The 21,973-nt window shown below is 72.8% G+C and carries 20 protein-coding genes and 3 pseudogenes; 6 read left to right on the forward strand and 17 right to left on the reverse strand.

Annotation, left to right across the window (positions count from 1 at the left end):
- Window positions 1-139: 139 nt before the first annotated feature.
- From ACFW2E_RS15355 to ACFW2E_RS15405, 11 genes and pseudogenes are all read right to left on the reverse strand, one after another.
- Window positions 140-286, reverse strand: a pseudogene (locus tag ACFW2E_RS15355) (L-asparagine permease); the annotation flags it as partial.
- A 17-nt stretch (window positions 287-303) separates the two neighbouring features.
- A pseudogene (locus tag ACFW2E_RS15360) lies at window positions 304-980 on the reverse strand (FadR/GntR family transcriptional regulator).
- 184 nt (window positions 981-1,164) lie between these two features.
- Window positions 1,165-2,001, reverse strand: a complete 837-nt coding sequence (locus ACFW2E_RS15365; protein WP_384466522.1) for an undecaprenyl-diphosphate phosphatase — start codon at window positions 1,999-2,001, stop codon at window positions 1,165-1,167.
- 72 nt (window positions 2,002-2,073) lie between these two features.
- Window positions 2,074-2,448 carry a fluoride efflux transporter CrcB gene (gene crcB, locus ACFW2E_RS15370; protein ID WP_384466524.1) on the reverse strand — a complete coding sequence of 125 codons (375 nt, stop codon included), beginning with the start codon at window positions 2,446-2,448 and terminating at the stop codon, window positions 2,074-2,076.
- Complete coding sequence (locus ACFW2E_RS15375; RefSeq protein ID WP_384466526.1) at window positions 2,445-2,825, reverse strand: DUF190 domain-containing protein; 381 nt, start codon at window positions 2,823-2,825, stop codon at window positions 2,445-2,447. The genes crcB and ACFW2E_RS15375 overlap by 4 nt, the downstream gene beginning before the upstream one ends.
- On the reverse strand, window positions 2,822-3,283 hold the full coding sequence (locus ACFW2E_RS15380; protein ID WP_384466528.1) for a fluoride efflux transporter FluC: 462 nt from the start codon (window positions 3,281-3,283) through the stop codon (window positions 2,822-2,824). Before ACFW2E_RS15380 ends, ACFW2E_RS15375 begins: the two co-directional genes overlap by 4 nt.
- 78 nt (window positions 3,284-3,361) lie before the next feature.
- Window positions 3,362-4,321 (reverse strand): SMP-30/gluconolactonase/LRE family protein, encoded by a 960-nt coding sequence (locus tag ACFW2E_RS15385; RefSeq protein ID WP_384466530.1) that lies wholly within the window; start codon window positions 4,319-4,321, stop codon window positions 3,362-3,364.
- A 277-nt stretch (window positions 4,322-4,598) separates the two neighbouring features.
- A complete protein-coding gene (locus tag ACFW2E_RS15390; RefSeq protein ID WP_384466532.1) occupies window positions 4,599-4,886 on the reverse strand; it encodes an ArsR/SmtB family transcription factor in 288 nt (95 codons plus the stop codon).
- A 214-nt stretch (window positions 4,887-5,100) separates the two neighbouring features.
- Window positions 5,101-5,263, reverse strand: a pseudogene (locus ACFW2E_RS15395) (arabinogalactan endo-1,4-beta-galactosidase); the annotation flags it as partial.
- A 191-nt stretch (window positions 5,264-5,454) separates the two neighbouring features.
- Window positions 5,455-6,168 (reverse strand): response regulator, encoded by a 714-nt coding sequence (locus ACFW2E_RS15400; protein WP_384466534.1) that lies wholly within the window; start codon window positions 6,166-6,168, stop codon window positions 5,455-5,457.
- Between the two features lie 71 nt (window positions 6,169-6,239).
- Window positions 6,240-7,091, reverse strand: coding sequence for a sensor histidine kinase (locus ACFW2E_RS15405; RefSeq protein WP_384466536.1), 852 nt, complete (start codon window positions 7,089-7,091; stop codon window positions 6,240-6,242).
- 138 nt (window positions 7,092-7,229) lie between these two features.
- Between ACFW2E_RS15405 and ACFW2E_RS15410 the strand changes: the two genes are divergently transcribed.
- The 4 genes from ACFW2E_RS15410 to ACFW2E_RS15425 all read left to right on the forward strand — a co-directional run bounded on the left by ACFW2E_RS15410 (window position 7,230) and on the right by ACFW2E_RS15425 (window position 11,215).
- Window positions 7,230-7,937 (forward strand): ABC transporter ATP-binding protein, encoded by a 708-nt coding sequence (locus tag ACFW2E_RS15410; protein WP_384466538.1) that lies wholly within the window; start codon window positions 7,230-7,232, stop codon window positions 7,935-7,937.
- Entirely contained in the window at window positions 7,934-10,243 is a 2,310-nt protein-coding gene (locus tag ACFW2E_RS15415; protein ID WP_384466539.1) for an ABC transporter permease, read from the forward strand. Before ACFW2E_RS15410 ends, ACFW2E_RS15415 begins: the two co-directional genes overlap by 4 nt.
- Window positions 10,244-10,357: 114 nt before the next feature.
- On the forward strand, window positions 10,358-10,708 hold the full coding sequence (locus tag ACFW2E_RS15420) for a VOC family protein (RefSeq protein ID WP_384466541.1): 351 nt from the start codon (window positions 10,358-10,360) through the stop codon (window positions 10,706-10,708).
- 99 nt (window positions 10,709-10,807) lie between these two features.
- Window positions 10,808-11,215 (forward strand): MarR family winged helix-turn-helix transcriptional regulator, encoded by a 408-nt coding sequence (locus ACFW2E_RS15425; RefSeq protein WP_384466543.1) that lies wholly within the window; start codon window positions 10,808-10,810, stop codon window positions 11,213-11,215.
- Here the strand turns inward: ACFW2E_RS15425 and pqqB are convergent.
- Together pqqB and ACFW2E_RS15435 are read right to left on the reverse strand one after the other, a co-directional pair.
- Window positions 11,212-12,126, reverse strand: coding sequence for a pyrroloquinoline quinone biosynthesis protein PqqB (pqqB, locus tag ACFW2E_RS15430; RefSeq protein WP_384466545.1), 915 nt, complete (start codon window positions 12,124-12,126; stop codon window positions 11,212-11,214). The two genes, ACFW2E_RS15425 and pqqB, sit on opposite strands and share 4 nt — an antisense overlap.
- 13 nt (window positions 12,127-12,139) lie before the next feature.
- Window positions 12,140-13,297 (reverse strand): hypothetical protein, encoded by a 1,158-nt coding sequence (locus ACFW2E_RS15435; RefSeq protein WP_384466547.1) that lies wholly within the window; start codon window positions 13,295-13,297, stop codon window positions 12,140-12,142.
- A gap of 674 nt (window positions 13,298-13,971) precedes the next feature.
- On the opposite strand from ACFW2E_RS15435, the gene ACFW2E_RS15440 reads away from it, so the two are divergent.
- Window positions 13,972-15,393, forward strand: a complete 1,422-nt coding sequence (locus tag ACFW2E_RS15440; protein WP_384466549.1) for a family 2B encapsulin nanocompartment shell protein — start codon at window positions 13,972-13,974, stop codon at window positions 15,391-15,393.
- Window positions 15,394-15,564: 171 nt separating this feature from the next.
- Here the strand turns inward: ACFW2E_RS15440 and ACFW2E_RS15445 are convergent, their stop codons facing one another.
- Window positions 15,565-16,533 carry an AsnC family transcriptional regulator gene (locus ACFW2E_RS15445; RefSeq protein WP_384466551.1) on the reverse strand — a complete coding sequence of 323 codons (969 nt, stop codon included), beginning with the start codon at window positions 16,531-16,533 and terminating at the stop codon, window positions 15,565-15,567.
- A 100-nt stretch (window positions 16,534-16,633) separates the two neighbouring features.
- On the opposite strand from ACFW2E_RS15445, the gene ACFW2E_RS15450 reads away from it, so the two are divergent.
- Entirely contained in the window at window positions 16,634-17,425 is a 792-nt protein-coding gene (locus ACFW2E_RS15450) for an inositol monophosphatase family protein (protein ID WP_384466553.1), read from the forward strand.
- Between the two features lie 212 nt (window positions 17,426-17,637).
- Here the strand turns inward: ACFW2E_RS15450 and ACFW2E_RS15455 are convergent, their stop codons facing one another.
- The 3 genes from ACFW2E_RS15455 to ACFW2E_RS15465 form a co-directional block, all read right to left on the reverse strand.
- A complete protein-coding gene (locus tag ACFW2E_RS15455; protein ID WP_384466555.1) occupies window positions 17,638-18,612 on the reverse strand; it encodes a pyridoxal-phosphate dependent enzyme in 975 nt (324 codons plus the stop codon).
- A 746-nt stretch (window positions 18,613-19,358) separates the two neighbouring features.
- A complete protein-coding gene (locus ACFW2E_RS15460; RefSeq protein ID WP_384466557.1) occupies window positions 19,359-20,411 on the reverse strand; it encodes an alpha/beta hydrolase in 1,053 nt (350 codons plus the stop codon).
- 363 nt (window positions 20,412-20,774) lie between these two features.
- The gene (locus ACFW2E_RS15465) at window positions 20,775-21,962 is read right to left on the reverse strand and encodes a VWA-like domain-containing protein (protein WP_384466559.1); all 1,188 of its coding nucleotides are present in this window, start codon (window positions 21,960-21,962) and stop codon (window positions 20,775-20,777) included.
- Window positions 21,963-21,973 lie beyond the last annotated feature (11 nt).

The raw sequence follows: 21,973 nt of genomic DNA on the forward strand, positions 1-21,973 counted from the left end.
GGCGAGGGGGCGGGGCCGGCCGCTATCTGCTGTTGGGGTCGGGGGTCAGGCGCCCGTCGCGGGGGGGGGGGGGGCGCCCCGCCCCGCTGGGTCTTCCGCCGGAAGAGCGGGTGACAGAGCATGATCATGCCCCGGGTGGCGAGGCGGAGGAGGGCCGGTACGGCACCGGTTCACCGAGGGCGCGGACGGCCAGGAACGCGAGGATCCCGCAGAACGCGTACGCGATGAACAGGGACGGGGCGGCGTCGGCGAGGCGGCCGCCCGCACCGGGGAAGAGGCCGGTGCCGTTGAGGTGCTGCTCACTCACGCCTCGGGTCCGCCTTCCGTGGGGTGTCCGCGTGTCCGGGGCGCACGATGTCGGTGAGGGTCGTCTCGACGCGGTCGAGGTGGTGCGACATGGCCTCCACGGCATCGAGCTCGGAGCCGTCGATCAATGCCTCGACGATGGCCCGGTGCTCGCGGTTGGACTGCTCGCGGCGCCCGCCCAGCTGGTTGAGGAAGGCCGACTGACGCGCCAGTGCGTCCCGGATCTCCTCGATGACCCGGCGGAACACCGGGTTCTGGGCCGCCTCGGCCACGGCGAGGTGGAAGAGGGTGTCCATCGCGACCCATGCGGTGGTGTCCGTCTCCCGCTCCATGCGGTCGAGCAGGTGGGCCAGGTGGTCCAGGTTCTCGGGGGTGCGGCGCAGGGCAGCGTACCCGGCGACCGGGACCTCGATGTGGCGGCGCACCTCCAGCAGGTCGCTGGCCGCGTAGTCGCCGAAGGTGGGGTCCTCGACGGCGTTCGCCACCACGAAGGTGCCCTTGCCGGTCCTGGAGACCGTCAGGCCCATCGTCTGCAGGGCGCGCAGCGCCTCGCGGAGTACCGGGCGGGAGACCTCGAGGGTCCGGCACAGCTCGGCCTCGGAGGGGAGCTTGTCGCCGATGGCGTGGTCGCCGCGCTCGATGGCACCGCGGAGGTGGGCGAGCACCGCTTCCATGGCGCTGACGCGCCGCGGTCCCGCACCACCTGTCTGGCTGTCTGACAGGTTCACGGGAGAGATGTTCCGGGCGGACGGAGGGTGATGTCAAGGGCGCCGAAAGGAAAAATTCAAAGGGCGTGAAGCCCGAAAGAAGACTTCACGCCCGATGGGGTTGGACCGAGCCGGTCCGGCCGGTTCCGGATCAGCTGTCGAGCACACCCGCGCCGAGCAGGCCGAACAGCACCAGGCCGATGACGATGCGGTAGATCACGAACGCGTTGAAGGAGTGCTTGGCGACGAACTTCAGCAGCCAGGCGATGGAGGCGTAGGCGACGACGAAGGACACGACGGTGCCGACGGCCAGCGGGGCGGCGCCCACGCCCGCGCCCAGGGCGTCCTTCAGCTCGTACACGCCGGCGCCGGTCAGGGCCGGGATGCCCAGGAAGAAGGAGAGGCGGGTGGCGGCGACACGGTCCAGGTCGAGGATGAGACCGGTGGACATGGTGGCACCGGAGCGGGAGAAGCCGGGGAAGAGCAGGGCGAGGATCTGCGACGAGCCGACCAGCATCGCGTCCTTGAACGAGGTGTCGTCCTCACCGCGCTTGTGGCGGCCCATCTGGTCCGCCGCCCACATCACACCACTGCCGACGATCAGCGAGCCCGCGACCACCCACAGCGAGGCCAGCGGGCCGTCGATCAGCGGCTTTGCGGCCAGGCCGACCGCGACGATCGGGACGGTCGCGTAGATCACCCACCAGGCGAACTTGTAGTCGTGGTGGTAGCGCTCCTCACGGTTGCGCAGACCGCGGCCCCACGCCGAGACGATCCGCACGATGTCCTTGAAGAAGTACAGCAGCACGGCGGCGATGGCGCCGACCTGGATCACCGCCGAGAACCCGACGACCGACTTGTCGTCGACCGGGATGCCCATGAGCCCCTCGGTGATCTTGAGGTGGCCGGTGGAGGACACGGGGAGGAATTCGGTCACCCCCTCGACGACTCCGAGGACGACGGCCTGACCGACGGAGATGGCACTCATGGGATCCAGTTCTGAGGAGTTGGTCGACAGTGCTGTAGACAGTCTTACTATGCCGGGTGAACCGCCGTGTGCCTACGCCCACAGCACTTCGGCGACCGACACCCCGGCGAAGGCCGCACCGAGCCCCGCCGTCACACTCGCGACGACGTTGGCGGCAGCGTAGAGCCCCGCACCCGTCTCGGTCAGCCTGAGGGTCTCGTAGGAGAACGTCGAGTAGGTCGTCAGGGCCCCGCACAGCCCGGTGCCCAGCAGGAGCTGGAGGTGTGTGCTCGCGGCGCCCGCCGAGACCGCGCCCGTCAGCAGCCCCAGGATCAGGCAGCCGGTGATGTTCACCACGAACGTGCCCCAGGGGAAGACGGAGTCGTGGCGCGACTGCACCGCGCGGTCGGTCAGGTAGCGCAGTGGAGCACCGATCACGGCCCCGAGGACGACCAACAGCCAGTTCACAACGACTTCTTACCCTTCGAGTCCGTTCTGCCCGGACTGTCGTCGCGGCCGACGTACCGGATGACCTCGCAGTCGTCCAGGGTCACCAGTCCCTCGGTGACCAGCTCGTCGAGCTGCGGGAGGAAGGCGCGTACGCGCTCCTCTGTGTCCACGATGACGACGGCCACGGGGAGGTCCTCGCTCAGCGACAGCAGCCGCGAGGTGTGGATCCGCGACGAGGCGCCGAAACCCTCGACGCCGCGGAAGACGCTGGCGCCGGCGAGACCGGCCGCGTGCGCGCGGTGAACGATCTCGGAGTAGAGGGGTTTGTGGTGCCAGGTGTCGTTCTCGCCGATGTAGACGGTCACACGCAGGGCGCGCCCGGTGAGTCTGGTCATCGCTGCCTCCCGGTCAGGACGCGTCGGGCCGCGGCGGAGGCGAGCCACACCGCGGCGAGGGCCGCGAACAGGGTCGCGGCGAGGTAGGCCGGCCCCTTGGCGGGGTGACCGCCGTCGACCAGTCTCTGGATGTCGACGGCATAGGTGGAGAAGGTGGTGAAGCCGCCGAGCACACCGGTGCCGAAGAAGGGGCGCACGAGGCGGTGGGCGGCCCACACGTCGGTGATGATCACCATGAACACGCCTATCACGGCACAGCCGGTGACGTTTGTCACGAACGTCGCCCAGGGAAAGCCTCCGGCCGCCGTGGGCCACCACAGGGAGAGGGCGTAACGGGCCGTCGCGCCGAGCGCGCCGCCGAGCGCGACCACGGCGAGGACCGGTATCTGAGCACGCCGGGCGGACCGCCTGGACGGGCTGGGCTGGGCACGGAGGCTCTCGGCTTCCGGGGCGGTCATGGTCGTACGTCTCCTGTTCGGCCCCGCTGCCGGGTGATCACGGCCGGGCAACAGGGTACCGCCGGGCGTACGCGGGGGTCACTTCGCGGGCCGCTCGCACACCGCGACGCCACGTTCCCAGATGCTCCCCAGGATCAGGTGTCCGTCGGTCTCGCAGACGCTGGTGACCATGCGGAACCGGGAACCGCGGCGGGTGAGGTGGTGGACCGTACGGCCGTCGTCGTCGAGGGCCAGGACGCCGATCGTGCCCGTCGGGCGGTACGGGGCGCGCACGGCGGCCCGGGCAGCGGCGCGGCGCACGGCGGGCGGGGTCCGGTGCAGCAGGTTCAGCGGGGGGACGCGCGGGCCGGCCAGCGCCACCCAGATCGGGCCGTCCCCCCGGCCGCGCCAGAGGTTGTCGGGCATGCCGGGGAGGTCCTCGGCGAAGGGTTCGGCGTGTCCGGCGCGCGGGCCGGTGAGCCAGAAGCGGGTGAGGCGGTACGCGCTGGTCTCGGCGACGACGAGGAAGGACTCGTCGGCGGCGGGTGCGAGGCCGTTGGCGAACTGCAGCCCCTCCAGCACGACTTCCGGGGTGTCCCCGCCGGGCGGGAGCCGCAGCAGGCGTCCGGTGCCGGTCCGCTCGACGACCTCGCCGATCCAGTGGGCGAGGGGGTAGCGGCGGCTGGAGACGGTGAAATACACGCTGCCGTCGCAGAGGGCGACCGCGTTGCTGCAGAACCGCAGCCGCTCCCCCGCGACCGAGTCGGCGAGGACGCGGACGACGCCGTCGTCGAGGCCGACCCGGAGCAGTCCGCGTTCGGCGTCGCAGACCAGCAGGTCGCCGTCCGGGAGGAGCTCGAGGCCGAGGGGACGGCCGCCGGTCTCGGCGAGCACCTCCACGCGGGCCGCGGCCGGGCCGGTGAGCCCGTCGATGCGCAGGATGCGGCCGTCGTCGACACCGGTGAGGACACGGCCACGGGCGTCGGCCACCACGTCCTCCGGGCCGTGGCCGCCTATGGCGACGTGCTGACGGGGGACGAGTACGGTGGGACGGTCCATGCGTGCCCTGCCTCTCTGCTTCGTCGGCGCCCGGCCGTGCGCCACCTCGGGGCAACTCTCCCGCAGTGCACAGTGGTTCGTCATCCAGGTGGGAAGCCTGCCGCGTTCGGGGCGGGCGCGGCTCGGCTCCGTCGTCACCCCGGGACATGGCGCTCACCGCCTGGGCGGCCGAGACCGGCACACCGGGCGAACAGCCCTCGCCGTCCCGACGGCGGCAGCGGAGCGGCAACCGCTTCCGAAGGACTCGGGAGACCCATCTGACGGGGGCGGGAACCCGTCACCAGCCCTTCTCGAACATCCGCGCCACCTCGGCGATCCGGACCTCGTCGCGCCGGTAGTAGGTGCGGTGCCCGATCCGCCTGGTGCGCAGCAGGCCGATACGGGTGAGAAGGCCAAGGTGGGTGTCCGCGACCCGGCGGGACACGCCGAGCTTCGCGGCGACGGCCCGTGCGGTCACGCCGTCCTCCGCGGGATCGCCGTGGCGCTGCGGAGGGAAGTGGGCGGCCGGGTCCTTCAGCCACTCCAGAATGTCCAGGCGCCTTTCGCCGACGGGAGTCCTCAGCATCTCGTCGCCTCCGTCCGGGCCGAGTCGTCCTTGGCCTCCCACTGTCCCGCAGCGCGCACCGCCGCGTCCGGGACTCCACGACCCTTGTCCGGGACCGAACGTCCTTACGGCATAGGGCTGTTCGGCCCGGGTGCCCCCGGAGGGCCGGTGGCACAAGGAAGAGAGGGGAGGGCCCGGCCGTCCCCTGTTGCGGCCGGGCCCGGTCAGTGGAGGCTCAGCGGTGGCCGAACCACGTCATCGAGGAGGGCGCCTTGCCGTCGTAACCGAACGGGGCCTGGGTCTCCCGTCCGTCGCCGGAGCCGGCGTCGGCCGGGTCCCAGCCGTTGCCGGTGACGGCGGTCCGGGGTGGCCTCCCAGCAGAAGACGCCGAGGCCACGGAGCAGCTGTCGCGACGCGGGCGTGCCGCCGGTCGTCCGCGGCAAGCCGATCTGGCTGGGCTCCAAGGTGGGTTACGTGCAACGAGAGTCCGCGTACTGCTCGCCCGGATCGGGGGCGAGGACCCGGCGGCGGTGATCCTGCCCACGGAGCGGGTGCGTCGCGAGTCGACGTGGCGCATCGGTGCGGACGGTCAGCGCTCCCCCGGTCTGACCAGGCCCGTCTCGTAGGCGAGGACGACCGCCTGGGCGCGGTCGCGGAGGGTCAGCTTGGCGAAGATCCGCGCCACGTGGGACTTGACCGTGGCCTCGCTCAGCGTCAGCTCGACGGCCAGTTCGGTGTTGGACAGGCCCCGGCCCATCAGGGTCAGCACCTCCCGTTCCCGGGGCGTCAGCGCGGCCAGGTCCGCGGGCACCGCGGGGGTCCGCTCGGACTGGGCGGCGTAGCGCTCGACCAGCCGCCGGGTGATCGACGGGGCCAGCAGGGCGTCGCCGGTGTCCACCAGCCGTACGGCCGCCGCCAGGTGTTCCGGGGTGACGTCCTTCAGCAGGAAGCCGCTCGCGCCGAGGGACAGGGCCGTGTACACGTACCGGTCCAGGTCGAACGTGGTCAGCATCAGGACCCGGCAGTCCGGGGTCTGCTCCAGGATCCTCCGGGTGGCCTCCAGCCCGTCCATGTTCGGCATGCGGATGTCCATCAGCACGACGTCCGGCCGCAGCTCACGCGCCGCGGCGACGGCCTCGGCCCCGTCGGCGGCCTCGCCCGCCACCTCGATGCCCCGGGCCGTCAGGATCAGCCGGAATCCGGTCCTGATCAGGGTCTGGTCGTCGACGATCAGTACCCGGGGCAACCGCTCCGTTGCGGCCACCGAGGTGGCCGGGACTTCCGGATGCACGGCGGGAGTCATGAGGGGCCTTTCCGGATCCATCGGGCTGCCGGGCACACGGGGACCTTCTGCGGCGGGGGCCTCGGCCGCGGTCACGGTCGGTCCAGCGGTATGCGTGCCCGGACCCGGTAGCCGCCGCCCAGTCGGCGTCTGGCGTCCAGGTCGCCGCCGTACACCGCGACCCGCTCGCGCAGGCCCATCAGCCCGCGCCCCGCGCCCTCGTGGCGCCGGGGGGACGCCGGCCGGCCGGATGCGGAACCGGTGAGCACGCTGGGACCGGTGTTGAGGACCTCCACACGCAGGGCGTGGTCGGCGTACCGCACGGTCACCTCCGCCTTGCCGCCGTCGCCGTGTCTGAGCGCGTTGGTCAGGGCCTCCTGGACGATGCGGTAGGCGGTGACGTCGATGCCCTGCGGGAGGGGGCGCGGGTCGCCGGAGATCCGTACCTCGACGGGCAGCCCGGCGAACGAGATCCGGTCGACCAGGGGTCCCAGGCGGTCGAGGCCGGGCTGCGGGGCGGGCGGCGCGTCCTGGCGGCCGCCGCCCGGTCCCGGGTCCACGTCCTCGCCGGCCGGCGAGGGCGCCAGCAGGCCCAGCAGATGACGCAGGTCGGTCATGGCACCGCGTCCCGCGTCCTCGACGGCCCCGAGCGCGACGGCCGCCTGGTCGGGCATCGTGCGCAGCACCTCGCGGGCCGCACCGGCCTGGACGACCATGAGGCTGACGTTGTGACTGACGATGTCGTGCAACTCACGGGCGATGCGGTCGCGTTCGTCCGCGACCGCGGCACTCGCGGCGCTCTCCCGCTCCCGTTCCAGCAGCCAGCCCCGCTCCCCCACGGCCGCCTGCCACCGGCGCCGGGTGCGCACCCGGGCGGCCGCCAGCCCTGCGACGGCCGCGCACGCGAGGCCCAGCGCGGCCGCCAACACGTCCTGTTCCCCCATGGGTTCACTCTCGCAGACGGGTCCGGCCTCCGCATCGGCCCGTGGATTCAGCGAACTGCATCTCCAGGATGAGGCCGGACCCAGGTGCCGTCCGGCGGAGGATGCCGGGACCGTCGTCGCCCCTCTAGCGTCATGCGCATGGTCACTGAGGCGGGAACGGGAGAAGCCGTCGTACGACTCGACGGCGTACGCAAGGAGTACGGCGAGACGGTGGCGCTGGGCGGTGTGTCGCTGGAGATCCGGGGCGGGGAGGCGGTCGCCGTGATGGGGCCCTCGGGGTGCGGGAAGTCCACCCTGCTCAACATGATCGCCGGTCTGGACCGCCCCTCGGGCGGCACGGTCGTCGTGCACGGCGAGAACGTCGGGGAGTTGAGCGAGAAGGGTCTCGCGCTCTACCGGCGCCGCCGGATCGGCATGATCTTCCAGTTCTTCAACCTCATCGACGACCTGTCGGCCCTCGACAACGTCGCGCTGGCCGCGCAGCTGACCGGCTGCCCGGCCCGGCAGGCCCGCCGCCGCGCGCTGGAACTGTTCGAGGAACTCGGCATCGCGGACCGCCGCAACGCCTATCCGGCGGTGCTCAGCGGTGGCGAGCGGCAACGCGTCGCCGTGGCACGGGCGTTGATGAACCGTCCGGCCCTCCTGCTGGCCGACGAGCCGACCGGCGCGCTGGACAGCCGGGCCGGGGAACAGGTGATGGACCTGCTGCTCGACCTCAACCAGATCGGCCAGACGCTGGTCCTGGTCACGCACGACGAGAATCTGGCCCGGCGCTGCGCGAGCAGGCTGGTCCGGCTCGCCGACGGCCGGGTGACCGGCGAGCACGCCCTGGAGCCGGCGGCATGAGGGCGGTGTGGAAGGCCGCGCGGGCGGCGGTGCGCAGACGCCGGCTGCAGACGCTGGTCATCTGGCTGGTCACGCTCGTGTCCACGGGGTCGACGGTGGTCGCGCTGGGTCTGGTCGCCGCGGCGTCCGGGCCCTTCGACCGGGCCTTCGCCGAGCAGCGGGGACCGCATGTGACCGCCGCGTTCGACCGGGACCGGGTGTCGGACTCGCAACTCGCGCGCGCGGCCCGGGCGCCGGGGGTCGAGGCGGTGTCGGGGCCGTTCGCCCAGGCGGTCCTCACGGTCCCGCGCGGTCGCGGCGACTACGGCCTCCGCGACGAGATCACGGTCGTGGGCCGGCCGGGTCCGGGCGGGGCGGTGGACAAGGTGGACCTGTGGGCGGGCCACTGGGCCGTCAGGCCCGGCGAGGTGGTGGTCAACCGGCAGCCGGACTGGACCGCGGACGACCTGGGCAAGAAGCTCCGGGTGCCCTCGGGGCCGACCCTCACCATCGTCGGATTCGGCTTCGAGCTGAGCCGCACGGCCGACGCCTGGGTCGCCCCGGACCAGATCGCGGCCCTGCACCCGGCCACGACCCAGATGCTGTTCCGCTTCGACAAGGCCTCGTCCGACGAGGAGTTGCGGGCCGGGCTGGCCCCGGTGACCGACCGGCTGCCGGACGACGCGCTGACGGGCACCCAGTCGTATCTGCTGCTCAAGCACCGCATCGGCGCCTCGGCGAGGGCGTTCGCGCCCTACCTGATGGCCTTCGGCGTCCTCGGGATCCTGGTGTCGGTGCTGATCGTCGCCAACGTCGTGGGGGGTGCGGTGATCTCCGGCTTCCGGCACATCGGCATCCTCAAGGCGCTCGGGTTCACACCGGGGCAGGTGCTGGCCGTGTACCTCGCCATGATCTCCGTACCCGCCGTCCTCGGCTGCGCGCTCGGCACGGTATGCGGCAACCTGCTGGCGCATCCCTTCTTCCAGTTCGTGTTCACGGGGCCGGACGCGGGTGTGTTCCACGACAGCGTCGGCATCGCGCCCTGGGTGAACGTCGTCGCGCTGCTCGGCATGCCGTCCGTCTGTCTCCTCGCGGCGCTCGCCCCCTCGCTGCGGGCGCGGCGGCTGCCGACGGCGCGGGCGATCAGTGCGGGCAGTGCCCCGCGCGCGGGACGGGCCCTGGCGATCCAGCGGCGGCTGGCGGGCACCCGGCTGGCCCGCTCGGTGAGTCTGGGTGCGGGACTGCCCTTCGCCCGGCCGGGACGCAGCGCGCTGACGCTGGCCGCCGTGGTCCTGGGTGTGACGACGGTGACGTTCGCGACCGGTCTGGCCACCACCATGACCCGGTTCAGCAGCCCGGGGCCCGACCCGTACGACGTCACCGTGTACGCGAGCAGCTTCCGGCACGGCAGGGAGATCCAGCCGGAGCACGGGGACCGCGCGCTGGAGCGGCTCCTGCGGTCACTGCCGGGCGCGACCCATGTCACCGCGCGCGGAGACGTGAACGCCCTGGTCGCCGGGACCGGGCTGCGGGTCGAGCTGGAGGGCCGCCGCGGCGACGCGGGGCTGGACAGCATGCTCACCAGGGGCCGGTGGGCGCACGGCACCGGAGAGGTCACGGCCGGCTCGGCGTTCCTGCGCCAGAACGGCATGCGGGTCGGCGACCGTCTCCGGCTGCAGCTGGGGGACCGCCGGGAGGAGGTCGTCATCGTCGGCGAGACGATGATGGACAACAACCGGGTGCTGGCCGGCGACTGGCCGACGTTCACCGCCCTGGCACCGCGGGAACGTCCCATCGCCTACCACGTCAAGCTGCGCGACGGCGCGGACCCACAGGCGTACGCCCGCGCCGCCGGGGCTGCCGACCGCGGCATCAGCCCGACTTTGAACGGTCCGAACAACACCACGCGGACCATCATCGGCTCCGCCGCGGTCCTCACCCTGATGCTCGCCGTGGTCGCGTCGCTCGGTGTGTTCAACACGGTCGTCCTGAACACCCACGACCGGCGCCGCGACCTGGGCATGCTCAAGTCGATCGGTATGACGCCGCGCCAGGTCACGGCGATGATGGTGACCTCGATGGCGGTGCTGGGGGCGATCGGCTCGGTGCTGGGCATCCCGCTGGGCGTGCTCGGCTACGAACTGGTGATACCCCGGATGGCCGCCGCGATCGACATCACCCTGCCGTCGTACGTGACGGACGTCTGGCAGGCCCGGACCCTGGCCGGACTCGGCCTGGCGGGGCTGGTGATCGCACTCCTGGGTGCCTTCGTACCGGCGCGGCGGGCGGCGCGGCTGACGGTCGCCGAGGTGCTGCACAGCGAATAGCGGGGCGGGGCCGCAACCGGTCAGGATCGGAGAAGCGGCCCCGCGGTCCCCGGGCCTAGCGTGAAACCACCGACGGACCCGTCGGCCCCGCGAGCACCGAGGAGTGACTTCACCATGACTGCCGGCCTCCAGACGATCATCTACCCCGTCAAGGACCTCGACCGGGCCAAGGCCCTGTTCACCGCCCTGCTGGAGGTGGAGCCCTACGCGGACGAGCCCTACTACGTCGGCTTCAAGGACGCCGGGCAGGACGTGGGCCTCGACCCGAACGGACACTCCAAGGGCATGACCGGCCCGGTGCCGTACTGGCACGTGTCCGACATCCGGGCGCGGCTCGCGGCCCTGCGGGAGGCGGGCGCCGAGCTGCTCCAGGACGTGCAGGAGGTCGGCGGCGGCAGGCTGATCGCCTCGCTGAAGGACGGCGACGGCAACCTCGTCGGCCTCATCCAGGACACGTCCGCCTGAGCCCCGTTCTCCGTACCGCTGCGTGAGGGCCGTACGACTGCTTGCACCCGCACTAGTTGCACTCTCAACAATTGGCCGGATCGGTGTTACCGTGCGGGTATGGCAGTCAAGACGGCCGAGGCCCGGCTCGAGGAACGCTGGCGGGACATCCTGTCGGTGCACGCGCGCACGATGTGCGAGATAGACCGGGTCCTGCACCCGCACGGCCTGGGCGCGAGCGACTTCGAGGTGCTCGACCTCCTGGCCGCCGAGTCACCGCGGGAGGGCGACCACTGCCGGGTGCAGAACCTCGTCGGACGGGTCCATCTCAGTCAGAGCGCGCTGTCCCGGCTGATCGCCCGCCTGGAGAAGGACGGGCTGGTGGAACGCTCCGTCTGCGCCGAGGACCGGCGCGGGGTGTGGGTCGAGCTCACCCGCAAGGGCCGCGACCTGCACGCCGAGGTGCAGCCGATGCAGCGGGCGGTGCTGGCGCGGATGCTTCAGGCCGCGGAGGAGAGCGCCGGCTAGAGGGCCGGACCGGGCTGGACGACGAACTCGGCTCCGTCCGGCAGGATCTCCACGCCCTCGTCGGCCACCCTCGACCTGGCGGCCGAGGCAGGGTCGAGCAGCGGGTTCGTGTTGTTGAGGCGGGTGTAGATGCGCCGCCTGCCGGGATACCGGGCCAGGGCGGCGAGGCTGCCGCCCGGCCCCGCGACCGGCAGGTGTCCCAGTGCCTCCTGCCCGGCGGCGGGCCGCACGGCCGACCCCATCTCGTCGGCGGTGAAGAACGTGCCGTCGAACAGGACACAGTCGGCGGACGCGCACAGTTCGTCCAGGACGGCGGACCAGCCGGCCACGCAGGGCGCGTAGACCAGGACTCCCCCGGTGGCCAGGTCCTCGACGCGGTAGGCCGTCACCCACCGGTCGTCCGGCTTCCCCTCGGGCAGCGGTACGTACTTCGGGATCTTGGTCCCCACCGGGTGGGCCGTGACGACCAGGCCGCCGGCCAGCACGAATCCGCCGTCGGCCAGGCTGTCCTCCCACTCCCAGGGGGCATAGCGGTCGAGCGCTCCGCGGACCGGGGCGAGCACGGCGCGCACCGGCGGGGCCGCGTACACCTTCAGGCCCGCCGCGCCCCGCAGCACCGTCAGCCCGCAGACATGGTCGGCCTCGGCGTCGGTCAGCAGCACGCCCCGCAGCGGGGTGTCGCGCGGGCCGGGCCCCGGCCACAGCGCGGGGGTGGCGTTGAGCTGGGTGCGGATGTCGGGCGAGGCGTTGAGCAGCCACCAGTCGCGTCCGTTCCCGGTGAGCGCCAGGCACTCCTGGGTGCGGGAGGGCACCTTGCCGTCCCGGGCCCCCGCGCACAACGCGCAGGCGCAGTTCCACTGCGGGAAGCCGCCGCCCGCGGCCGTACCCAGCAGGACGACCCTCACGACCATCCGCCCCTCTCGCTCACCCGGTTCCTCCGCTGGGATCTTCCCTTCCGGAGCTGCTGGGCCACCCCCCGGTGGGGGGCAGTTCCGGCCGACCTTCGCCAGGGCGGCGGTCCATCGGACGCCGGGGCGGAACCGGGCGCGCGGGGAAGTCGCGCGGGCCGGTCCACAGGGCGGGGACCGCGTCGCAGCGGCGGCACAGCTCGTAGGCGATCGCCTCGTAGTTGACCCGCCAGCCCCGGAAGTGCAGCCATGCCTCCTTGGCGCGGCGCTCGGGCCGGAAGCCGGCCTCCTCCAGTCTCGCCACCGCGGCCTCGAACTCGGCGAAGGTGAGTCGTACCGACGCTTCCGGAGCCGGGTCCGGGTCGAAGGGGATGTGCACCGCACGGGCGATGTCCCGCAGGGCCGAGAATCCGGCGCGCAGCACCAGGCGCGCCTCCGGCGGGGCGACGCGCGGAGCCAGGGCGAGCTGCATGGCCGCCGCGTCCATGACGGCGACGAGTGCGACCAGCGCGCTGCGGTACGGGCGCGGGGAGCGGAAGGTCAGCAGGATCGGGTACGTGGAGTGGCTCTCGCCCATGTCGGAGGCCAGCCGCTCCCATGCGCGGTACAGCTCGGGCAGCGCGGTCTCGGTTTCGACGAGCCACTGCCGGGCCAGGATCTCGGGGCCCCAGGCGGGCTCGCCGGCCCGGGACTGGAGGAGGGTGACCTCCAGTTCGCGCCGGTTGTACGCGCTGTAGAGAGTCGGCAGATAGGCGATCTGCAGGGCGATGACAACCGGGCCGGTGGCCGCCGCGACGAAGTCGAGCACGGACAGCTTCAGCCGGTCGCCGCTGGCGAAGCCGAGGGTGAACAGGCTGGAGCCGGCCTCCCGGAAGGCGGTGGCCCAGGACAGCGGGGACAGCGCGTACAGCAGGAGCCCGAACCCGAGGAGCGCCCCGCCGAGCCAGGTGGCGAGCATCCCGATGAGCATCAGCGGGGCGAGCCAGGCCTGCGCGTGGTCGATGGCCTCGTACCCGCCGCGTCGGCGGGTGAGCCGCAGCAGTCTGCGCAGCAGCCACCACAGGCGGAACACCAGCGCGGAGTACAGGCCGCGGGGTACGACGAGGGTGCGCAGGATGCTGCTGAGGACCAGTACGAGCACCAGTGCCCCGGCCACGGCGGAGATCCATGCCATGCGGTCATTCTGAACCGCGCCGGCTCCGGGGGCGGCGGGAGCGTCGCGGACGGGGCACGGACGCCGGACGGACCTCGCCGTCGCGGCCGTGCGGGCTCGGCCGGTGCGGGCGCCGGATGCGGCGTCGCGGGTGCGGGGTGCGGATGGGCGGGACCTTGGGCGGGGCCTCGCCCTCGTTCCGCCGGTGTGGATATCAGGACCGGGGCCTCGCCCTGGTTCCGCCCGGTGCGGACATCAGGACCGGGGCCTCGCCCTGGTACCGCCCGGTGCCGACATCGGCCACGCATTGCGGACTGCCGGTCGCTCTGCGTACGCCTACCCTGTGCTCGCGGCGATCGGTGATCGCCGCTGGGGTGAGCGGGGTCGGCGCCGCTCATTCCCGTCCGGGTGGAGCGAGGCGCTGGAGTGCGCGAGGGACGCCCGCCCGTCGGGGCCCGGCCACTCCTCCGTGCACACGGCGGCCGGGCCAACTCCTCCCCGGGACGCGCGCCGGATACCGCCAACCGGGTGCCGCCGGAGGAACCGGGGGAGGTGCGGGGGGCAGTTCGCGCCGGACCGTGCCTCGCACGCCCTCACAAGTCATCACTCGACGTGACCGGCCGAGGGTACCTGTAGCCACGGAAGGTGACGGCACGCACCACAGCCGTCACCGGTGCTACAGGAGAGAAGGAAGCATGTCGGTCGAGACCGGTACGGCGCCCGCGGCGGGTGCCGAGGAGCGGGAGCAGCAGAGCCTCGGTACCGCCGCGGCACGGAATCTCACGACGACGGCCAAGTCCGAGCCCCAGATGCAGGGGATCAGCTCACGGTGGCTGACGCGCATGCTGCCGTGGGTGGACGTGCCGGGCGGCACCTATCGCGTCAACCGTCGGCTGTCGTATCGGCTGGGCGACGGGCGGGTGACGTTCGTCCGGACGGGCGCGCAGGTCCGGGTGGTCCCCGCGGAGCTGGGCGAACTGCCGCTGCTGCGCGGGTTCTGCGGCGGGGAGGCACTGCACGCCCTGGCGGCGCGGTTCGAGCAGCGGGAGTACGCCACCGGACAGGTGATCGCCACGGCGGGCCGGCCGGCGGACCATGTGTACCTCGTCGCGCACGGCAAGGTGGAGCAGGTCGGCGAGGGCCCGTACGGCGACGAGACGGTGGTGGGCCTGCTGAGCGACGGCGACACCTTCGGCGGCCATGTGCTCGCCGGCATCGACGGTGGCTGGCGGTTCACCGCGCGTGCGGCGACGGCCGCCGTCGTGCTGGCGCTGCCGCACGCGGCGTACCTGGAGGTGGCCGAGCGCCACGGCGACCTGCGGGCGCATGTGGAGCTGGCCGGGCTGGACGGGCACCGGGCGGTCAACGGCTCCGGCGAGGCAGAGATCGAGCTCAGCTCGGGGCATGTGGGCGAGCCCGACGTCCCCGGCACGTTCGTGGACTACGAGCCGGAGCCGCGCGAGTACGAACTGAGCGTCGCGCAGACCGTGTTGCGGGTGCACACCCGGGTCGCCGATCTCTACAACCGGCCGATGGACCAGACCGAGCAGCAACTCCGGCTGACCGTCCAGGCGTTGCGGGAGCGACAGGAGCACGAGCTGGTCAACAACCGGGACTTCGGACTGCTGCACAACGCCGACTACGACCAGCGGATCTCCACCCGCTCCGGACCGCCGACCCCCGACGACCTGGACGAGCTGCTGAGCATGCGGCGCGACACGCGCCTGCTGTTCGCGCACCCGCGGGCCATCGCCGCGTTCGGCCGGGAGTGCAACAAGCGGGGGCTGTACTTCGGCAGCGTCGAGCTGAACGGCCACAAGCTGCCCGCCTGGCGCGGGGTGCCCCTGCTGCCGTGCGGCAAGATCCCGGTCACCCGGAACCGTACGTCGTCGGTCATCGCGATGCGTACCGGCGAGGACGACCATGGTGTCATCGGCCTGTACCGGACGGGAATCCCCGACGAGGTCGAACCGGGCCTGAACGTCCGCTTCATGGGCATCAACGAACAGGCGGTGATCTCCTACCTGGTCAGCACGTACTACTCGGCAGCGGTACTGGTGCCGGACGCGCTGGGCATCCTGGAGAACGTGGAGGTCTCCCGCCGGGACGGGGACTGAGGGAAGCAGCTTCCTCGGTTGCGTGGAGGAGGTGGCCGTCAGGGTGCCCCGGCAAGGAGTTCCTCGACCGCGGTCATCGAGGCGGTCCTCCGGCCCCTGTTCAGCGGAGGCCGGGCCGGCCCCTGGGGTGCGTGACGGAAGTCGAGGGACGGCGGTCGTGCCGGGACGCGGTCAGGGTCTGCGGAGTTCGGCCGGCTTTCCGGGGCGCTTGACCGCCTGTCCGACGATGACGGTCTCGACGCCGTCGACGCCGAGCCCGCCCAGATCCCGGGTGATGAACCGGTAGAGGTGCTCCAGGTCGCGTACCCACACCGCGACGTGGAGATTGGACGCGCCGGTCGTGGCGAACGCGCCGTGCACCGCGGGGTGGACGGCCAGCGCGCGCCCGACGGCGTCGAGCCGGTCGGGGGCCACTCGCATCAGGACGTTCGCGTCGATGTCCAGTCCGAGCCGCCTCGGGTCGACCACGACCTGGGTGAGCAGAGCGCCGGTCCGGGCGAGACGGGTGACGCGGCGCCGCACGGTGGACTCGGGATGGCCGGTGCGGGCGGCCACGGCGGCCGCCGGGGCCCGTGCGTCGTCCTCCAGTACGGCGAGCACCGCCCGGTCCACGTCGTCGAGTTCGGCCCGCTCGGGCGTCCGGTCGGGGGCAAGGGCCGTGCGCTCGGCTTCGCTCAGCACCTGGTGCCGCCAGTCGGAGGCCTCGGCGAACGCGTGCAGCACCGTCACCGCCGACACCGAGGTGACCGCCCGGGTGGCGGGCAGCTCCCGGAAGACCAGGTGGTCCCGGCTGCCGGGGCGGGTCCAGGAGACGGCGAGGATCTCGTCGCCGGAGGCCGACAGGTCGATGAACGGGACGTCGGGGCGGGCCGCGAGCGCGGCGGTGAGGGCGTCGAGTCTGCCGCCGAGCACCCGGATCCGCAGGAACAGCGCCCCGACCGGGTCCGGCCGGGCGGGCAGCGCGATCACCCGGCACACCCCGTCGGCCATCAGGGCCCGCCAGCGGCGGTGCACGGTGCGGGGACTCATCCCGAGGACCTCGGCGGCCCGTTCGGCGGTCAGCCGCCCGTCGCACTGCAGCGCGGCGACCAGCCGCTGATCCCACGCGTCGAGTACCCGATCCACCGTTTCGAGAGTCATGAAGGTCAGTATCGCTCACTTCTCGCTGCCCGAGAGACGAACGACGGCACGGTCGCGTGAGGATCGGAACACCGAAAGCGCACCAGCCGAGGAGCCGACGATGACGTACCGGGATCTGCTCGCCCCCATGGCCGCCGCCGCGCGGGAGGCGGGGCAACTGCTGCTGACCACCCCACGGCCCGAACGGGCCACCTCCTTCGAGGAGTTCGCCGAGGCCTTCGAGGCGGCGGAGGCCCCGGGGGCAGCCGTCCTGCGCCGGCGCCTGGAGGAGTTGCGGCCGGGAGTCGAGTGGGCGGACGAACTGGACGTACTGGCCGGACCGCCCACGGTGGGCGAGGTGTGGGTGGTGGACGTGCTGGACGGCGCGGTGCAGTTCCTGCAGGGCCTGCCGCAGTTCTGCGTGAGCCTGGCCCTCGTCCGCGACGGCGAGCCGGTTGCGGCCGCACTGCACTCCCCGCTGCTGGGCGAGACGTACCTCGCGGCGCGGGGTGACGGCGCGACGCGTGACGGCCGCCCGATCGCACCCTCGGCCAAGACGGATCCGGCGGCCGCTGTCGTGACGACCGGTCACCCGCCCTTCGTCGCCCGCCAGCCGGAGGCCGCAGCGCAGGCGGGCCGGTCGTTCGCCGCGGTTCTGCCGGCGGTGGCCGCCGTCCGCAGTCTCGGTCCCACCACATGGCAGATCGCCGACACCGCGGCCGGACGCCTTGACGGCTTCTGGGAGTTCGGCCGTGACGCGGCCAATCTGCTGCCCGGCGCCCTGATCGCCCGCGAGGCCGGCGCCGTGGTCAGCGACACCGAAGGAAACCCGTGGACGGCCGGGTCCGGGAGTTTCCTCGCCGCGCCCGCCGGACTGCACGGCCGCCTGCTCGATGCGCTGCACGGCAGGTGAGGACGCCCATCGCCGTGCGCTGGATCACCGTCGTACGCGCGGACCGAGCCGCATCGCCCGATCACGACCGGGCGGCGGCCGGCGACGAAGGACTCGGTCTTCACGTTCCGGCAGGTCCCCACGGCCGAGCTCCCGTCGACCGGACGCAGGCCCGGCACCGGCCGGCCGAGCAGCAGCGCCCACGGCTCCCGAGTCCGCGCCCCGAACCCGCCTCATTCCCCGAGGAGTTCGGCGAAGCGCTGGGCACTGATGTTGCCGCCGGACAGAATCACCCCGATCCGGCGCGCAGCCGGGTCGAGGCCGGTCCGGTGGGCCAGCAGGGCGGCAAGACCGGTCGCGCCGCTGGGTTCGACGACCGTCTTCATGCGTTCGAAGGCGAACCGCATCGCGTCACGGATCAGGTCGTCGTCGACCAGGGCGATGCCGTCCAGCAGTTGCTGGTTGATGGAGAAGGTGAGTTCTCCGGGGATGTCGGCGGCCTGGCCGTCGGCGATGGTGCGGGGCACGGGGACGGAGACGCGGTGCCCGGCCTCGAGGGACCGCTTGGTGTCGTCGCCGGCTTCCGGCTCGACCCCGATGACCCGGATGCCGGGGAGCAGCCCCTTCGCGGCGGTGGCGCTGCCGGCGATCAGACCGCCGCCGCCGACCGGTACGACCAGGGCGTCCAAGTCCCCGACCTCCTCGATGAGTTCGAGGGCGGCCGTACCCTGCCCGGCGATGACGTGGGGGTGCTCGTACGGCGGCACGAGCGCCAGACCGCGGTCGGCGGCGAGGGCCTCGCCGATCGCGACCCGGTCGCCGGTGTAGCGGTCGTAGGTGACGACCTCCGCCCCGTAGCCGGCGGTCGCCTCCATCTTCGAGCGGGGTGTGTCCTCCGGCATCAGGATGACGGCGGTGGTGCCGAGCTCCCTGGCGGCCAGCGCGACGGCCTGCGCGTGGTTGCCGGAGGAGTACGCGGCGACTCCCTTCGCCAGTTGCTCGGCGGACAGCCTGGACACGGCGTTGTACGCGCCGCGGAACTTGAAGGCGCCGACCCGCTGGAGGTTCTCGCACTTGACGAAGACCTGGGCGCCGACCAGCTCGTCCAGCGTGCGTGAGCGCAGTACGGGCGTGCGGTGGGCCACCCCCCCGATCCGCGCCGCCGCGTCCTGGACGTCTCGCAGGGTGACGGGCTGGGCGTCGGGCATGGTCGTGGTCCCTTCGACGGAGGCATCAGGTCTGGAAATATTGTCCAACATCTGTACGCCATGTCCAGACCCGCCCAGGGCCCGCTGCCGAATGCCTCGTAGCCCGCCAGGCCGGCCCGACGAGCTGCGCCGCGAGGCTCGGGACCGATGGGACCTCGATCCATCCTTGTGAGCTCCCAGCGGATCCGCCGCGGAGCGCCGATCGGGGGAATCGGAGGGCGAACGCGCCCCGTACACCCCCGGCGCCCATACCCGGCCGCACGGTCCTCCTATCGGCCGACCGGTCGGGCACCGGGACCCTCTCAGACTGTGGGTCAGGCGTCTGCGCCGGGATGAGCCGAGCGGGATCGAGAGGGGCTGCGCTGATGTCCCGAACGGCCGCCGCACGGGCTCGGGACGACCGTGACGCCCTCGACGCGGGCCGTTGGAAAGCACGCGTCTTCATCGCATTCGCCCAGCTGACGGCCGCCCTCGACGCCACCGTCGTGCACATCGCGCCGCCTTCGGCCCAACGGGCCTCGGCATGTCCGACGGCAACCGGCAGTGGGCCGTCACCGCCCACGCCCTCGCTCTCGTCGGCCTGCTGCGGTTGCCAACGTGTGGACGGTGGCTGCTTCCGGTCCCCTCAGGTCCGCTGCCGGACGGTCCCGCCGGACTTGCCGTGCGGGGACACGGTTCCGGTCGCACCCGACGGTCAAACCGTATCCGCCGTCTTCATGGAGGGTGACTTCCGGGGGCTCGGCCCTTCACCGCGGGCTCAGGGCCAGTCGGAGTGCACCGGCAGCCTCGGCCGTGGCTTCGCGGAACCGGCGGCCGATGCCGAGGAAGTTGACGTATCCGTGGAAGAGGTCCGGCTGGCGGCTGAGCGCGACCGTCACCCCGGCCTCGGACAGGCTCCGCGCATAGGCCTCGCCCTCGTCGCGGAGCGGGTCGAAGCCGGCAGTGGCGATGTAGGCGGGGGGCAGTCCGGTGAGGTCGGCGGCGAGCAGCGGGGAGAGCCGCGGGTCCGTGCGATCCACGCTCTCAGGCGCGTAGTGGTCGGCGAACCAGTCCATGTCCGCGCTGGTGAGGAAGAAGCCGTCGGCGAACAGTGCGCGCGAGCGCCGGTGCCGCGAGGCATCGGTCGCGGGGTAGAACAGCAACTGGAAGGCGGGCGCCGGTCCGCCGCGCCGGGTGGCCAGCTGAGCGGTGACGGCGGCCAGATTGCCACCCGCGCTGTCGCCGCCGACGGCGATCCGCTCCGGGTCGGCGCCGAGGTCGGCGGCCTTGGCGTGGGCGAAGTCGAAGGCTGCCAGTGCGTCGTCGACCGCTGCGGGGAAGATGTGCTCGGGAGCCATCCGGTATTCCACGGACAGCGCGCGGACCCCGGCCCGCTCGGAAAGGAAACGCACGGTGTTGTCGTGACTCGTCCGGCTGCCCACCACCCAGCCTCCGCCGTGGAAGAACAGCAGCAGTCCCGACGGCGTGTCGAGTCCGGCCGGTGTGTACAACGTGGCCGCCAGCTCTCCGTGTTCGACGGGGATGGTGATCTCCCGCGTGGCCACGGGCTCGATCGGCGGGCCGCTCACCACATGCCGGCCCAGGTCCGTGGCCGCCCGGGTGGGGCCGACTCCGCCGGGGTCGACCAGACGGTTGCCGGACAGCCGCATCAGGAGCAGCAGCAACTGCGCGTCGAGGGCGAGCTCCTGGCCGTCGCGTCGTACGGGTGCGCCCGCGATCAGCCGCCGTAGCGGGCCGGGCAGCGCAAAGAGTGCTCGCACGGCTGCCGCCTGGAGCCGGACCTGTACCGGAATCGTCATCATGTCCTCCGCCGGGGTTGCCGACCAGGGCTGTCATCGGCTCCTGGAACGTTGTCCCGGCAAGGATTATCCAGCTGTGGCGCCGGTGTGCGAGTCCGTCGTCATGCGGACCTGGTCGGCGGCCTGACGGCAGCCGGGACCACTCGGCCGGTTCGTCCCGGATCCGCGCGGCATCACGCCGGCTCCCGGCACTTCGCGTTCGAATCCCGCGGGTGCGGGGCGGGCGGCCGGCGGACGAGGGGGTCCGGTCAGGAACCGAACGATGGCCATCGGGCCGCCGCCATGAAACAGGACACCGCCCGGCACGGTGAGCCTCATGACGTACAGGGCGGGGCGTGCGTCGCACGTCCGGGAGGCGGTACGTCAGGTGGGAATGCGTACCGTCTCCACCCAGCTCGGTGGCTGCGCCGCGGCGGAGCCGACCAGGGCCGCGATGATGCGGCAGGGTGGGTTCTCGTCGGGCCAGGGAGTGAGTCCGTCGGTGAGGACGACGACGATGCCCGGGCGGTCCCGGGCCGCGAGCGCCGCTTCGATGCCGACACGCATGTCCGTGCCGCCACCGCCGCCCAAAGTGATCTGCTCGGTGGCCGTCACCCGGGACACGGCGTGCACGTCGGCGTCGCACGCGAGCACGGTCACGCGATTGCCCCGTACACCCACCTCGCGCAGGACGCCCGTCACCTCCCCGAGGGCCGCGGCCAGTTCGGCGTCACCCATCGAACCGGAGGTGTCGATGACGACGGCCACCCGCGGCAGGGGGCGGCGCAGGCTCGGCAGGACGACGCCGCGCAGCGCCGGGGTACGGCGCGAAGGGCGGCGGTACGTGTAGTCGACGGCTCCGCCGGCCCATGCCGCGGCTTCCCGGACAGCGCCGGACAGCGCCCGCCGCCAGTCCACCGTCGGTTCCAGGACCTCCTCGGCCCAGCGCTGCCAGCCCCCGGGCAGGGAGCCGCGGGCACGCTGATGGGCACGCATCGCCTCGGCGGTCTGCCGCCGCAGGGCCTGCGCCTCGACCTCGCCGAGCCGTGCGGGTCCGGCCGAGCCGGGGAGTTCCCAGGGCGCGGGCCGGCCGTGGGCGCCCGATCCGCAGTCCGGCGCCCGCACATGCGGCGGCAGCAGGTCGAGGTACGCCTCGAACAACTGGCCCTCGGAAAGGCCGAAGAGGCGGGGTTCCATCCGCCCGTCGGGCAGGCGCAGGCCGTCGGCGAGCAGGTCGTCGTTGATCTCGCAGTCCTGCGCGACGTTGACGCGGTGCCAGTCGCGCTGGGCGGCGGCGGGGAGCCGGCCGGCCCGGCCGTGGTGGTCGCGCAGCAGGTGTGCCACCTCGTGCACCCATACGCCCGCGAGTTCGGGGACCGGCGTCGCGTCGACGAAGGCGGGGGACACGTAGCAGCGCCAGTGCCGGTCCACCCCCATCGTCGGAACTTCCGTGCTCGGAAGGACGGTCAGGGCGTACAGCGCCGACGCCAGATACGGCCGGTCGCTCGCCGCCCGGTAGCGGGCGGCTAGCAGTTTGGTCATGTCCAGGGGGCGCCTGGAGCCGTCCGTCATCCCCGCACGCC

It is taken from the genome of Streptomyces sp. NPDC058964, assembly GCF_042741275.1.
In the GTDB taxonomy this organism is placed as follows: Bacteria; Actinomycetota; Actinomycetes; order Streptomycetales; family Streptomycetaceae; genus Streptomyces.